Raw genomic sequence first — 14,335 nt, forward strand, 5'->3', positions numbered from 1 at the left:
CGTCCTCCGGCGTACGACAACGGCCATGCAACGGCCCGTCATGAATCGGGTTTCTCGAACGGCTTGTCGAAGGTGAACTTCGGGTCCTGCAGGGGGCCGCGCACCTTGTACTGCACGCTGGCGAAGCGGGCGACCCGGTCCCCCAGCAGCTTGTCCACCACGAACAACGCACCGCCAATGGCCGGGGCGCCGACGATCAGTGCGGCAAGCGGCAGGTTGTTGGTCACCGGCAGGGTCACCAGCAGCTTGGCGTCGATGCTCTCGTGGGCCATGTCCAGGGTGCCATTGAGCTCCAGCCCGCTGGAGGGCCCTTCGAGCACGATGGGCTTGCGGGTCACAAAGACCCCGTCGGTGCCCTCCAGCACGCCCTTCACCCGGTCGTAGGCCAGGCCCTTGCCCAGCAGGTCGGAGAAGTCCAGGCGCAGGCGGCGGCCGATGGAGTTGAAGTTGAGCAGGCCAAACACTCGCAGGGCCTGGGCACTGCCGTCGGCCTCGACGAACTGCCCCTTGCGCAGCGCGGCATCGAGGGAACCGTTGAAGCGCTTCAGGCTGACCCAGGCCGGCGAGCCGGGCCAGCGCCCGTCCACATCTAGACGGAAGCGCTCGCTGGTGGCGGTGGGCGCGTACTTCCAGGCCAGCAGCACGTCGGCGAGGTTCTTGCCTTCCAGGCGCCCCTTGTACCAAGTGCTGCTGGCGTCCACGCTGCCCTCCCAGCCAAGGGTACCGTCGATGTGCAGCCCCTTGAGGTCCAGCGACAGCTCGCTGAACTGGGTGCCTCTGGCCACTGGACGTGCCTTGAACGACCAGGCCCCCAGTGGCTCATCGCCAAGCTGAACCTGGGCGATGCGCACGTCCAGCGCGGGCAGGGAACGGGGGTCGTGATCCTTGAGCGGGTCGGGACCAGGGGTATCGGCCTTGTCGTCGGCCGGCTTGGGCAGGCGCAGACGCGCCAGGTCCAGTACCACCGGTGCACCCTGAGCGTCCGGCAGGCTGATGGCGCCCTGCAGCAGGTCGCTGTCCAGGTCCACCTTCCAGGCCGCTTCACCCCGCTGCAGGCCAACGCGGAAGTCCTGCAACTCCAGCCCCATGCCGCTGAACCGGCCGATGCGCAGGTCGGCACTTTGCAGCAAGCCGACGGCATTGCCGGCATCCTTCTCGGCGTAACGCTGGCGCACGGCCTGCCAGGCATCCAGGTCGAGGTCATCCAGCACGCCGCGCACGCGCACGCCACGGGTGGTGGGCAGCACGGCACGCCCGGAGCCGAGCATCAGCTCGCCACGGGCGCCGGAGAAATCGTTCGCAGGAGCCGCCAGCGTCAGATCGGCAAGGTCGGCGTACTGGAACCAGTAACGGCGTTCGGCGCCATCCAGGGTCATGCGCCACTGGCTGTCACGCACAGTCTCGGCAGACTTGCCGAAGGGCGCCGGCAGGTCGATGGCCACGCCCTTGAGGGACGAATCCACTTTCAGTTGACTGTCCTTGCCGTCCAGCAGCAGGTCGAGCCGATAGGGCACCGCGCCGCTGACCGGCAACGGGCGATTGACACCGAGCCAGTTGGTCAGGTCCTTCAGCGCCACCACGCCATTGGCCTGGATGCGGCTGCGCGCCTGCCCCTTGCGGCCTTCGGCCGTGGCACGGGCAACGACGTCGCGACCGAAGACCCGGGCACGGATGTCCTTGCCACTCAGACCGCTGGCCGTGTCGTAGCGGAAGGCACCGTTCAGGGCGCTGAGTTCGAGGCTGGGAATGGAGAAGCGCAGGCGCGCGTCCTGGGTGGCCAGGTCGACCACCACACGGGGCTCACCGCCAGCCTTCGCCAGGGGGATGTCCAGGTCCAGGTTGCCGTCCAGGGTGCCTTCGCCCTGCCAGCCGGCCATGATCTGCGCGGCGGGAGTCGGTGCCTGCTGGAGGATCTTCAAAGCGTCAGTGAAGCTGCTGTCGAGTCGGGCGCTCAGCTTGAGATGAGGTACCTTGCCGCTGTCCACGTGGGGCACGTCGGCGTGGACGTCACTGACCTGGCTGTCGAGGATGCGGCCGCTGGGTACCCGCACCCGCACGCCGGTGTGCTCGACGAACACGTCACCGCGGGCCTCAGCCAGGGTCGGCCAGCCGGGCTGGTAATCAAGCTGGGCGTCACGCACCTTGAAGAACAGGCTGATGGAGCGCGCCTCCGGCGGCGAGGCGTTCCGCAAGGAGCCCTGGTACTGGAAGAAGCCTTCGTCGATGCTGCCGCCCTTGATGGAACGCTTGAGCCACCCCGCCAGCTCCGGGCTGAGGCCGGGGGACAGGGTCGGCAGGTATTTCTCGGTGAAACGCGCATCGCCCTGGCTGAGACCGACGCGCAGGTCCATGTAGTCCTCGCCGTCAGGGTCGCGCAGCAGGCGGATGAGGAAGTCCCCGGCGATATGGCCCTCCTCGCCTTCCACCCGCAGATAGGGGGCAGCCAGGGTGAAAGCCTGCTCGTCCAGCGTCCAGGTCAGCCGGGCGTGGGCTTCGCGGTAGTACCAGGGCTTGGGGAACAGATCGTCGAGGTGCAGGGCGAAATCATCGGCGTCCAGACGCAGCTCGCCGCCAGCCAGGCTGCCAGTCAGGCTGCCACTGACGTTCTCCGCCGCCGGCGCACCGCGCACAGCGCCGAAGCTGAGGCGTTCCAGGTTGGTGCTGTAGGTCAGACGTTGACCGAGAGGGGCATCCGGGCGCCAGGTGGCCTGTACGTTGCGCAGGGCGCCCTTGGGGTCGAGGCCGTCCACCAGTTCCCGCGCCAGGTCGTTGAGGGGCGCAAGCCCCTTGACCAGGGGCACCAAGGGTTGCAGGTCAATGCGGTCAGCGCGCACACGCCACTCCCGCGCGCCGTCGCTGCCGCCCTCTTCGGCCAGCAGGTGCACGCCGCCCCAGCGCTGTTCGCCCACGGTCATGGCCAGGGAGTCCAACTGCAGTCTCATGCCGGAAGCGGTGCGGTCGAAATAGGCGTCCACCGCGAGGTCCTGGAGGGTCACGGCTGCCTGGTCGCGGCGGCCGCCTTTCAGCTCACCGATCCGCAACCGACTCACCGCACGGCGCAGCTCGCCACGGGCCCACTCCGCCCACAGTTCACCGCCGCCCAGCACCTTGCTCAAGCGCCAGTCGCTGGCGAGCGATTGGGGCAGCCAGCGGGCCCAATCGGTCTGAGGCAGGCTCAGGTAGGCACGGGCTTCGCTGGCCAGCCAGTCCTCGGGGTCCAGGCGGGTATCCAGACGCAGGCTCAGGGGCTGCCCATCGGCCAGCACCAGGCGCCCCTCCAGTTGCTGGGACGATGCGCTACCGGAAAGCGCTGCCTCCACATAGGTGAAGGTCACCGGCTGCTGCTGCCAGGGCTGAACGGTGACCTGGCTGTTGACCAGCGCGAACCGCCCCACGGACTGGAAACCCTGGATCAACTGGGCGGGACGCAGCGCGGGGGAATCGGGGCGGGCCGGCATGCCCGCGACGGCCCAATGGCCGCTTTCATCCTGCACCACCTGCAGGTTCAGGCCGTCTAGTTCGATGCTGGCCAGCCTGGGCGCACGCTGCAGGAGGCTGCCGAGCACATCCGGCACCAGTCGGACCTGATCCAGCCGCAGCACCTCGTCGCCCTGGCCGATGACCACGTCACGGGCCACCACCACGGGTGCAAAGCCCTGCCAGCTGCCTTCCAGGGCACCGATCTCGACATCCTGGCCCAAGGCATCGCTGGCGCGGGTGCGCAGGTCGTCGCGGTATTCGGCCACCATCGGCACCAGCTGCCGACCGAGGCTGACATAGAGCGCGGCCAACACCAGCCCCAGTGCACAGAGGGCCAGGAGGGTTCTTAGGAGGGTGACCAGTAGCAGACCCTGGCGCGCCATTCAGCGGGGGCCCTCAGAGCAGGACGACATCGTACTGCTCCTGGGAATACATGGCCTCGACCTGGAACTTGATGGTGCGCCCGATGAAGGCCTCCAGGTCGGCGACATTGCCGGACTCCTCGTCCAGCAGGCGGTCCACCACCTTCTGGTTGGCCAGCACTCGGTAGCCCTCGGCCTGGTAGGCGCGGGCCTCGCGGAGGATTTCGCGGAAGATCTCGTAGCAGATGGTTTCCGGCGTCTTCAGCATGCCGCGCCCCTGACAGCTCGGGCAGGGCTCGCAGAGGTTCTGCATGAGGCTTTCGCGGGTGCGCTTGCGGGTCATCTGCACCAGGCCGAGTTCGGTGATGCCGATGATGTTGGTCTTGGCGTGGTCGCGCTCCAGCTGCTTCTCCAAGGTCCGCAGGACCTGCCGCTGGTGCTCCTCGTCTTCCATGTCGATGAAGTCGATGATGATGATCCCGCCGAGGTTGCGCAGGCGCAGTTGGCGGGCAATGGCGGTGGCGGCCTCGAGGTTGGTCTTGAAGATGGTCTCTTCCAGGGTCCGGTGACCGACGAAGGCACCGGTGTTCACGTCGATGGTGGTCATCGCCTCGGTGGGGTCGATGATCAGGTAGCCGCCGGACTTGAGCAGCACCTTGCGCTCCAGGGCCTTCTGGATTTCGTCCTCGACGCCGTACAGATCGAAGATCGGCCGCTCGCCGGGGTAGTGCTCCAGGCGGTCGGCGATCTCGGGCATCAGCTCGTCGACGAACTGGGTGACCTTCTGGAAGGTCTCGCGGGAGTCGATGCGGATCTTCTCGATGCGCGGATTCACCAGATCACGCACGGTGCGCAGGGCCAGGCTCAGGTCCTCGTAGATCACCGAGGGAGTGGAGGCGGTCTGCATCTGCCCGGAAATCTGCTCCCAGAGGCGACGCAGGTAGCGGATGTCCACCAGGATATCTTCACGGCGGGCACCATCGGCAGCCGTGCGCAGGATGAAGCCACCGGCTTCCTCGATGCCCTCGGCAGCCACGCAATCGGCCACCACCTGCTTGAGGCGCTCACGCTCGGCTTCGTCCTCGATCTTCAGGGAGATGCCCACATGGGCGGTACGCGGCATGTACACCAGGTAGCGCGAGGGGATCGATAACTGGGTGGTCAGGCGTGCGCCCTTGGTGCCGATGGGGTCCTTGGTGACCTGCACCACAAGGCTCTGCCCCTCATGGACCAGCGCGCTGATGTTCTCCACCGCGGTGCCTTCGCGGGTGGAGATTTCCGAGGCGTGGATGAAGGCGGCACGGTCCAGGCCGATGTCGACGAAAGCCGCCTGCATGCCCGGCAGCACACGCACCACCTTGCCCTTGTAGATGTTGCCGACGATGCCGCGACGCTGGGTACGCTCGACGTGCACTTCCTGCAGCACGCCGTTCTCCACCACCGCCACGCGCGATTCCATCGGCGTGATATTGATCAGAATCTCTTCGCTCATGCTGAAAACCTACCTGAGGCGCTGCCAACAAGGAATGCCGAACTGCCCGAGTAGTTCCGCCGTTTCCAGCAACGGTAGCCCGACCACGGCGGAATAGCTGCCCTGCAGATCGGCGACGAAGACCGCCCCCAGGCCCTGGATGGCATAGCCACCGGCCTTGTCGCTGGGCTCGCCGCTGGCCCAGTAGGCCTCGCGCTCGGCCGGGGAGATGTCGCGGAAGCGCACCTGACTGGTCACCAGACGGGAGAGGCAGCGGGAGCTGTCGATCAGGGCCACGGCGGTGAGCACCTGGTGTTCGCGCCCGGAGAGCGCGGCCAACATGGCCAGCGCGTCCTCGCGGTCCAGGGGCTTGCCGAGGATGCGACCGTCCAGCACCACGGCAGTGTCGGCACCCAGTACGCAGTGGCCGTCGCTCGCAGCACCCAGCGCTGCCAGGCCGGCGGCGGCCTTTTCCCGGGCCAGGCGCTCGACGTAAGCCGGCGCGGATTCACCGGGCAGCGGGGTTTCATCGATGGGAGCGCCCAGGGGCTGGAAGGGAACGCCGATCTGCGCCAGCAGTTCGCGGCGGCGGGGCGATCCGGAGGCCAGGTGGAGCGTGGCCATGCAGACTTCTCCATGTCGAGAAGGCCCCGCGGCATGGCCGCAAGGCGATCAGTGGACGTTGAGGCGCCGACTCAGGCCGCGCATGGCGGCGAAGATCCAGGGCCAGAGCAGCCCGCTCACCAGGGCGGGCAGAAGGAACAAGAGGGTCGGCGGGCGGTTGCCGGTGAGGGCGTTGAGCCAGAGCTGCACCAGTTGCGCCAGACCGAAGACCACCATCAGCACCAGGCTCTGCTGCCACATGGGGAACATGCGCAGGCGCTGGTGAAGATTGAGCACGAGGAAAGTGACCAGGGCCAGCACCAGGGCGTTCTGCCCCAGCAGCGAGCCGTAGAGCACATCCTGGGCGATGCCGACGATCCAGGCGGTGGTCATGCCCACGCGCTGGGGCAGCGCCAGGGTCCAGTAGGTCAGCAGCAGGGCGGGCCACAGCGGGCGACCGACCTCCATGAAACTGGGCATCGGTGCAACGCTGAGCAGCAGGGAGACCAGCAGGCTGAAGCCGATCACCCAGCCATTGCGGGGGCGCGCAGTGGCCATCAGTGGTTGCCTCGGGAAGCGGGAGCCGCCTGGGCAGGCGCAGCGGGAGCGGCTGCCGGCGCCGGGGATGCAGCAGGTGCCGCAGCCGGTGCCGGCTGCGCAGCGCCCTGGGGCTGAGCGGCCTTGCTGGCGGCCTCGCGGTCAGCGGCTTCCTGGGCCTCGGCAGCGGCGTTGGCACGCTCCTCGGGGCTCCGGGTGTCAGTGAATACCAGCAGCACGTAACGGCTGCGGTTGAGGGCGGCAGTGGGCACCGCGCGGACGATGGCGAAGGGCTGGCCAGAGTCGTGGATCACTTCCTTGACGGTGGCCACCGGGTAGCCTGCCGGGAAGCGCTGACCCATGCCGGAACTCACCAGCAGGTCGCCTTCCTTGATGTCGGCCGTGTCGGCCACATGGCGCAACTCCAGGCGCTCCGGGTTACCGGTGCCGCTGGCAATGGCGCGCAGGCCGTTTCGGTTCACCTGCACCGGGATGCTGTGGGTGGTGTCGGTGAGCAGCAGCACGCGGGAGGTGTAAGGCATGACTTCCACCACCTGCCCCATCAGGCCCCGGGCATCGAGCACCGGCTGACCGAGAAACACACCATCCTTCTCACCCTTGTCGATGAGGATGCGGTGGGTGAAGGGGTTGGGGTCGACGCCGATCAACTCCCCCACCAGCACCTTCTCGTCCACCAGAGCGGAGGAGTTGAGCAGCTCGCGCAGGCGCACGTTCTGCTCGGTGAGGGCCGCCAGCTTCTGCAGTCGGCGCTGCATCAGCAGGGCCTCGGCCTTGAGCTTCTCGTTCTCGGCGATGAGCACGCTGCGGCTGGTGAACTGGTCACTGATGCCATCCCACACGCGCACAGGCAGGTCCGCCAGCCAATAGAAGGGCGTCAGGACCGATCCCAGTTGGCTGCGAACGGGCTTGAGGGTCTCGAAGCGCGCATCCACCACCATCAGGGCGGCGGACAGCACGGCGAACGCCAGCAGGCGCACGCCGAGCGAGGGTCCCTTGGCGAATAGCGGTTTGATGGGCCGCTCCTATGTGGGGCGCAATGGCTCTCCGACCTTACTCGGTGGAGAGCAGGTCCATCGCGTGGCGATCCATCATTTCCAGGGCACGGCCGCCACCACGGGCCACGCAGGTCAGCGGGTCCTCGGCGACGATCACCGGCAGACCGGTTTCCTGGGAGAGCAGCTTGTCCAGGTCACGCAGCAGGGCGCCACCGCCGGTCAGCACCAGGCCACGCTCGGCGATGTCGGAGGCCAGTTCCGGCGGGGATTGCTCCAGCGCGCTCTTGACCGCCTGGACGATGGTCGCCAGGGATTCCTGCAGCGCTTCGAGCACTTCGTTGGAGTTCAGGGTGAAGCTGCGCGGCACGCCCTCGGCGAGGTTGCGGCCACGGACGTCGATCTCGCGGACCTCGCCACCGGGGAAGGCGGTGCCGATTTCCTGCTTGATGCGCTCGGCGGTGGATTCGCCGATCAGGCTGCCGTAGTTGCGGCGCACGTAGGTGACGATGGACTCGTCGAAACGGTCGCCGCCCACACGTACGGATTCGGCATAGACCACCCCGTTCAGGGAGATCAGGGCGATCTCGGTGGTGCCGCCGCCGATGTCGACGACCATGGAACCACGGGCTTCCTCGACCGGCAGGCCGGCACCGATCGCCGCGGCCATGGGTTCTTCGATGAGGAACACTTCGCGGGCACCAGCGCCCAGGGCGGATTCACGGATGGCACGGCGCTCGACCTGGGTCGACTTGCACGGTACGCAGATCAGCACACGGGGGCTGGGCTGCAGGAAGCTGTTCTCGTGAACCTTGTTGATGAAGTACTGCAGCATCTTCTCGCAGACGCTGAAGTCAGCGATCACGCCGTCTTTCATCGGGCGGATGGCGGAAATATTGCCGGGAGTACGACCGAGCATGCGCTTGGCTTCGGTACCGACGGCCACGACGCTCTTCTGGTTGCCGTGGTTGCGGATCGCGACAACGGACGGCTCGTTCAGGACGATGCCGCGTTCGCGCACATAAATGAGGGTATTGGCAGTGCCCAGGTCGATCGACAGATCACTGGAAAACATGCCACGCAGCTTCTTGAACATGGGAGAGGGACCCTAGGCGACGCGTGGGTAAAAAAGTGCGGCAAACTCTAACAACGGCAGGGATTTTGGGCAAGGCAGGCGTTGTGCTAAATTGCCGGTTTTTCCGGGCCTCCGGGCCCATCATCGCGGCCTTTGACCGCCCGTTCGCGGTACCGTTCCCGACCCTCTTCCCACCCGGTCGGATGCCCCTGGCGGCCACCGCATTTTCAGTTGGAGAACCCGATGGCGCTTGAACGCTCCGACGTGGAAAAGATCGCCCGCCTGGCCCGACTGGGCCTGAACGAAGGCGATATCCCGCGTACCACCGAGACCCTGAACAACATCCTCGGCCTGATCGACGCGATGCAGGCCGTGGACACCGACGGCGTCGAGCCGCTGGCCCACCCCCTCGAAGCCACCCAGCGCCTGCGCGCTGACCAGGTGACCGAGGAAAACCATCGCGACGCCTACCAGGCCATCGCGCCGGCCGTCGAGAACGGCCTCTACCTCGTGCCTAAAGTCATCGACTAAGGAAAAGGGTTACCCCATGCATCAATTGACCCTGGCCGAGATCGCCCGCGCGCTGGCCGCCAAGGAATTCTCCTCCGAGGAACTGAGCAGCGCCCTGCTGGCGCGCATCCAGGCCCTCGACCCGCAACTCAACAGCTTCATCACCGTCACCGCCGACCAGGCCCTGGAACAGGCGCGCGCCGCCGACGCCCGTCGCGCCGCCGGCGAGAACGGCGCCCTGCTCGGTGCGCCCATCGCCCACAAGGACCTGTTCTGCACCCAGGGCGTGCGCACCAGCTGCGGCTCGAAGATGCTCGACAACTTCACCGCGCCCTATGACGCCACCGTGGTCGAGAAGCTCAAGGCCGCCGGCGCCGTCACCCTCGGCAAGCTGAACATGGACGAGTTCGCCATGGGCTCCTCCAACGAGTCCAGCCATTACGGCCCGGTGAAGAACCCCTGGGCGCTGAACCGCGTGCCCGGCGGCTCCTCCGGTGGTTCTGCCGCCGCCGTCGCCGCGCGCCTGGTGCCCGCCGCCACCGGCACCGACACCGGCGGCTCGATCCGCCAGCCCGCCGCCTTCACCAACCTCACCGGCATCAAGCCCACCTACGGCCGCGTCTCGCGCTGGGGCATGGTGGCCTACGCCTCCAGCCTCGATCAGGGCGGCCCGCTGGCCCGCACCGCCGAGGACTGCGCCCTGATGCTCGGCGCCATCGCCGGCTTCGATCCGAAGGACAGCACCTGCGTCGACGCCCCGGTGGACGACTACCTCGCCACCCTCGCCCAGCCCCTGGCCGGCCTGCGCATCGGCCTGCCGAAGGAGTACTTCGGCGCCGGCCTCGACGCGCGCATCGGCGCGGCGGTGATGGCCGTGGTGGAAGAGCTGAAAAAACTCGGCGCCACCGTCAAGGACATCTCGCTGCCCAACATGCAGCACGCCATCCCGGCCTACTACGTCATCGCCCCGGCCGAGGCCAGCTCCAACCTGTCGCGCTTCGACGGCGTGCGCTTCGGCCACCGCTGCGAAGACCCCAAGGACCTGATGGACCTGTACAAGCGCTCCCGCGCCGAAGGCTTCGGCAGCGAAGTGAAGCGCCGCATCATGGTCGGCACCTACGCCCTGTCTGCCGGCTACTACGACGCCTACTACCTCAAGGCGCAGAAGATCCGCCGCCTGATCAAGAACGACTTCGTCGCGGCCTTCACCGATGTCGACGTCATCCTCGGCCCGACCACGCCCAACCCGGCCTGGGAACTGGGTGCGAAGAACAACGACCCGGTCGCCGAGTACCTGGAAGACATCTACACCATCACCGCCAACCTCGCCGGCCTGCCGGGGCTGTCCATGCCCGCCGGCTTCGTCGACGGCCTGCCAGTGGGCGTGCAACTGCTTGCGCCCTACTTCCAGGAAGGCCGCCTGCTCAACGTGGCCCACCAGTACCAGCAGGTCACCGACTGGCACAAACAGGCCCCGGCCGGATTCTGAGGACGACACACATGCAATGGGAAACCGTGATCGGGCTGGAAATCCACGCACAGCTCAGCACCCAATCGAAGATCTTCTCCGCCAGCGCCACCAGCTTCGGCGCCGAGCCCAACACCCAGGCCAGCCTGGTTGACCTGGGCATGCCCGGCACCCTGCCGGTGCTCAACGCCGAAGCCGTGCGCATGGCGCTCAAGTTCGGCCTGGCCATTGACGCCGAGATCGGCGCGCGCAACGTCTTCGCCCGCAAGAACTACTTCTACCCGGACCTGCCCAAGGGCTACCAGACCAGCCAGATGGACTTGCCCATCGTCGGCAAGGGCCACCTGGACATCACCCTGGAAGACGGCACCATCCGCCGCATAGGCATCACCCGCGCGCACCTGGAAGAGGACGCCGGCAAGAGCCTGCACGAAGACTTCCACGGCATGAGCGGCATCGACCTGAACCGCGCCGGCACCCCGCTGCTGGAGATCGTCTCCGAGCCGGAGATGCGCAGCGCCAAGGAAGCCGTCGCCTATGCCAAGGCCATCCACGCCCTGGTGCGCTACCTCGGCATCTGCGACGGCAACATGGCCGAAGGCTCCCTGCGCTGCGACTGCAACGTCTCGGTGCGCCCCAAGGGCCAGGCCGAGTTCGGCACCCGCCGCGAGATCAAGAACGTCAACTCGTTCAAGTTCATCGAGCGCGCCATCAACGCCGAGATCGCCTGGCAGATCGACGAGCTGGAATCCGGCCGCAAGATCGTCCAGGAAACCGTGCTCTACGACGTGGCAGCCAACAAAACCCGCTCCATGCGCAGCAAGGAAGAAGCCAACGACTACCGCTACTTCCCCTGTCCCGACCTGCTGCCGGTGGTGATCGAGCAGAGCTTCCTCGACGAAGTGCGCGCCCAGTTGCCGGAGCTGCCGGTGCAGAAGCGCGAGCGTTTCGAGAGCCAGTTCGGCCTCTCCGCCTACGACGCCAGCGTGCTCTCCGCCAGCCGCGAGATGGCCGACTACTTCGAGGCCGTGCAGCGCACCTGCGGCGACGCCAAGCTGGCCGCCAACTGGGTGATGGGCGAGCTCTCCAGCCTGCTCAACAAGGACGGCCTGGAGATCGAGCAATCGCCGGTTTCCGCCGAGCACCTGGGCGGCATGATCCTGCGCATCAAGGACAACACCATCTCCGGCAAGATCGCCAAGATGGTCTTCGAAGCCATGGCAGCCGGTGAAGGCAGCGCCGACGCGATCATCGAGAAGAAGGGTCTCAAGCAGGTCACCGACTCCGGTGCCATCGAAGCCATGCTCGACGAAGTCCTCGCCGCCAACGCCGAGCAGGTCGAGCAGTACCGCGCCTCGGACTCCGCCAAGCGCGGCAAGATGTTCGGCTTCTTCGTCGGCCAGGCCATGAAAGCCTCCAAGGGCAAAGCCAACCCGGGGCAAGTGAACGAACTGCTGAAGAAGAAACTCGAAGGGTAAGCCGGACTGGCCAACCCATGGGTTGGCCCGGCGAACGACCGGCCACGGAAGGCCGGTCCGGGATTCCCGGTTGACCCGGTGCAGCGTCAGGAGGCCCGACGCAGCGCACAAGCACCGGTCAACCGCTCCCTGGAGACGTCCTGATGTGGCGATTCCTCAGCTCACTTCCGCTGTTGGCCGGCCTGGCCCTGCTGGCCGCCTGCAGCACCCCCGGCTTCTTTTCCGCTGAAACCGGTGGCACCTACCGTGAGGACGGCGAAGCCTCGTACTACGGCGCACGCCACCACGGCAAGCGCACCGCCAGCGGCGAGCGCTTCGACCAGAACGCCCTCACCGCCGCCCACCGCACCCTGCCCTTCGGCACCCGGGTGAAAGTCACCAACCTGAACAATGACCGCAGCGTCGTGGTGCGCATCAATGATCGCGGCCCCCATGTGCGCGGCCGCCTCATCGACCTCTCGCGCCGCGCCGCCGAAGCCCTGGACATGCTGCGCAGCGGCGTGGCCCCGGTACGCGTGCAACGCGCTGATGAGTGAAACGGCCTGCAACGAGCACTCGGGCAACGGGCATCGCAGTCGGATATGCTTCGGCAATTTTCCTCAATAGGACTGGCCCATGGAACTCATGACCTTCGTCTACCTCGTTTCCGGCCTGGTACTTCTGGTGATCGGTGCCGAAGTGCTGGTACGCGGCGCCGCCAGGCTGGCGGCCCAGTTCGATATCCCCCCACTGATCATCGGGCTGACCGTGGTCGCCTTCGGCACCAGCGCGCCGGAAACCGCGGTGAGCGTGCAGTCCGCCTGGAATGGCAGTGGAGACCTGGCGATCGGCAACGTCATCGGCAGCAACATCGCCAACATCCTGCTGATCCTGGGGTTTACCGCCCTGATAGCGCCCCTGACCGTCTCGCGCCAACTGATCCGGCTGGACGTGCCGCTGATGATAGGTGCCAGCCTGGTGACCTGGGGGCTCGCTGCGGACGGCCGGCTGGGTCGGCTGGATGGCGCCCTGCTTTTTGCCAGCGTCATCGCCTATACCCTGTTCCTCATCATCAAGGCCCGCCAGGAGCCTGGCACCGCGAATGACGAGTTCAGCGAGGAATACGCCCTCCACGAACCCCAGGGGCGTTATGCCACCCTGGCCAACCTCGGCCTGGTCCTCCTGGGTCTGGTGTTGCTGGTCGGCGGCTCCAACCTGCTGGTGGAAGGTGCAACCCAGCTCGCCCGCGCCCTCGGGCTCTCGGAACTGGTGATCGGCCTGACCGTCGTCGCCATTGGCACCTCGCTGCCGGAGCTGGCCACATCCGTCATGGCGGCCATCAAGGGTGAACGTGACATCGCCGTGGGCAACATCGTCGGCAGCAACCTCTTCAACCTGCTCTGCGTGCTGGGTCTGGCCTCGCTGGTCGCTCCCGGTGCCATTCCCGTGGCCGAGAACGCACTGGCCTTCGATTTCCCGGTCATGATCGCCGTCGCCATCGCCTGCCTGCCGATCTTCTTCCATGGCTACTGCATCAACCGCTGGGAGGGTGCGCTGTTCGTGGGCTACTACGTCCTCTACACCGTCTACCTGATCATGCACAGCAATGGCGCCCCTTGGCTGGGCGCTTTCCAGCACGCCATGCTCACCTTCGTCCTGCCCCTGACAGCCCTGACCCTGGCCATCATCGGCGTTCGAGCCTGGCGCCTTCAGCGCTGAAAAGAGGAGACAGAGATGCACGAGAAAACCCTTCCGGGGGAACAGGTCCGTCGCGAGGTGATGGGCGACGCCTTCGTCGACCGCGCCCTGGGCAATGCCACCGAATTCACCCAGCCCCTGCAGGACTTCGTCAACGAGCACGCCTGGGGCGGCGTGTGGAACCGCGAAGGGCTCGACCGCAAGACCCGCAGCCTCATCACCCTCGCCGCCCTCACCGCCCTGAAGTGCCCCCAGGAGCTGAAAGGCCACGTGCGCGGGGCCTTGAACAATGGCTGCAGCGTGGAGGAAATCCGCGAGGCGCTGCTGCACTGCGCGGTGTACGCCGGCGTACCGGCCGCCATCGACGCCTTCCGCGCCGCCCAGGAAGTGGTCGACGCCTGGCAGGCCAACCCGCAGGGCTGACGCCGGAACGATGGGTGGGAACAGCGTAGGGGGGATGGCGCTGTTTCCATCCACCAACGGAGCTGCCAGCGGCTTCGATGGTGGGCTGAAGCGTAACACCGCCCGGCCCATCCTTCGGTTCCCGCGAGGGCTGGCAAATCTTGAGGGAGAGCGACCGATGAGCCTCAGCCGCCGGCACACCTTCACCCGTAGGATGTGGTGAGCCCGCGAACCGCATCAAACCCCGCTCACCAGGCCA

The 14,335-nt window shown here is 66.8% G+C and carries 12 protein-coding genes; 6 read left to right on the plus strand and 6 right to left on the minus strand.

Translation table 11 applies throughout. The annotated features are described in order from the left end of the window. Positions 1 to 38 precede the first annotated feature (38 nt). The 6 genes from A7D27_RS02025 to mreB are packed head-to-tail and all read right to left on the minus strand — an operon-like array spanning position 39 to position 8,562. Positions 39 to 3,863 (minus strand): YhdP family protein, encoded by a 3,825-nt coding sequence (locus A7D27_RS02025; protein ID WP_069560067.1) that lies wholly within the window; start codon positions 3,861 to 3,863, stop codon positions 39 to 41. Between the two features lie 13 nt (positions 3,864 to 3,876). Then, positions 3,877 to 5,334, minus strand: coding sequence for a ribonuclease G (gene rng, locus A7D27_RS02030; protein ID WP_069560066.1), 1,458 nt, complete (start codon positions 5,332 to 5,334; stop codon positions 3,877 to 3,879). A 9-nt stretch (positions 5,335 to 5,343) separates the two neighbouring features. Beyond that, positions 5,344 to 5,937, minus strand: coding sequence for a nucleoside triphosphate pyrophosphatase (locus A7D27_RS02035; protein WP_069560065.1), 594 nt, complete (start codon positions 5,935 to 5,937; stop codon positions 5,344 to 5,346). 48 nt (positions 5,938 to 5,985) lie between these two features. Further along, on the minus strand, positions 5,986 to 6,474 hold the full coding sequence (gene mreD / locus A7D27_RS02040) for a rod shape-determining protein MreD (protein WP_069560064.1): 489 nt from the start codon (positions 6,472 to 6,474) through the stop codon (positions 5,986 to 5,988). Continuing rightward, complete coding sequence (mreC, locus tag A7D27_RS02045) at positions 6,474 to 7,487, minus strand: rod shape-determining protein MreC (RefSeq protein ID WP_083265502.1); 1,014 nt, start codon at positions 7,485 to 7,487, stop codon at positions 6,474 to 6,476. Before mreC ends, mreD begins: the two co-directional genes overlap by 1 nt. Positions 7,488 to 7,524: 37 nt before the next feature. Continuing rightward, positions 7,525 to 8,562, minus strand: coding sequence for a rod shape-determining protein MreB (mreB, locus tag A7D27_RS02050; protein ID WP_021217765.1), 1,038 nt, complete (start codon positions 8,560 to 8,562; stop codon positions 7,525 to 7,527). Positions 8,563 to 8,784: 222 nt separating this feature from the next. Between mreB and gatC the strand changes: the two genes are divergently transcribed. The 6 genes from gatC (at position 8,785) to A7D27_RS02080 (ending at position 14,097) form a co-directional block, all read left to right on the plus strand. Continuing rightward, positions 8,785 to 9,072 carry an Asp-tRNA(Asn)/Glu-tRNA(Gln) amidotransferase subunit GatC gene (gatC, locus tag A7D27_RS02055; protein WP_069560062.1) on the plus strand — a complete coding sequence of 96 codons (288 nt, stop codon included), beginning with the start codon at positions 8,785 to 8,787 and terminating at the stop codon, positions 9,070 to 9,072. Positions 9,073 to 9,088: 16 nt separating this feature from the next. Beyond that, positions 9,089 to 10,540 carry an Asp-tRNA(Asn)/Glu-tRNA(Gln) amidotransferase subunit GatA gene (gene gatA / locus A7D27_RS02060; protein ID WP_069563942.1) on the plus strand — a complete coding sequence of 484 codons (1,452 nt, stop codon included), beginning with the start codon at positions 9,089 to 9,091 and terminating at the stop codon, positions 10,538 to 10,540. A gap of 11 nt (positions 10,541 to 10,551) precedes the next feature. After that, complete coding sequence (gene gatB / locus A7D27_RS02065; protein ID WP_069563943.1) at positions 10,552 to 11,997, plus strand: Asp-tRNA(Asn)/Glu-tRNA(Gln) amidotransferase subunit GatB; 1,446 nt, start codon at positions 10,552 to 10,554, stop codon at positions 11,995 to 11,997. Between the two features lie 143 nt (positions 11,998 to 12,140). Further along, positions 12,141 to 12,533: a septal ring lytic transglycosylase RlpA family protein gene (locus A7D27_RS02070; RefSeq protein ID WP_069563944.1), complete on the plus strand. Its 393-nt coding sequence runs from the start codon at positions 12,141 to 12,143 to the stop codon at positions 12,531 to 12,533. A gap of 79 nt (positions 12,534 to 12,612) precedes the next feature. After that, a complete protein-coding gene (locus A7D27_RS02075) occupies positions 12,613 to 13,695 on the plus strand; it encodes a calcium/sodium antiporter (RefSeq protein WP_069560058.1) in 1,083 nt (360 codons plus the stop codon). A 15-nt stretch (positions 13,696 to 13,710) separates the two neighbouring features. Continuing rightward, a complete protein-coding gene (locus A7D27_RS02080) occupies positions 13,711 to 14,097 on the plus strand; it encodes a carboxymuconolactone decarboxylase family protein (protein ID WP_069563945.1) in 387 nt (128 codons plus the stop codon). Positions 14,098 to 14,335: the final 238 nt, after the last annotated feature.

Source organism: Pseudomonas sp. 1D4 (assembly GCF_001728925.1).
Lineage (GTDB): Bacteria > Pseudomonadota > Gammaproteobacteria > Pseudomonadales > Pseudomonadaceae > Metapseudomonas > Metapseudomonas otitidis.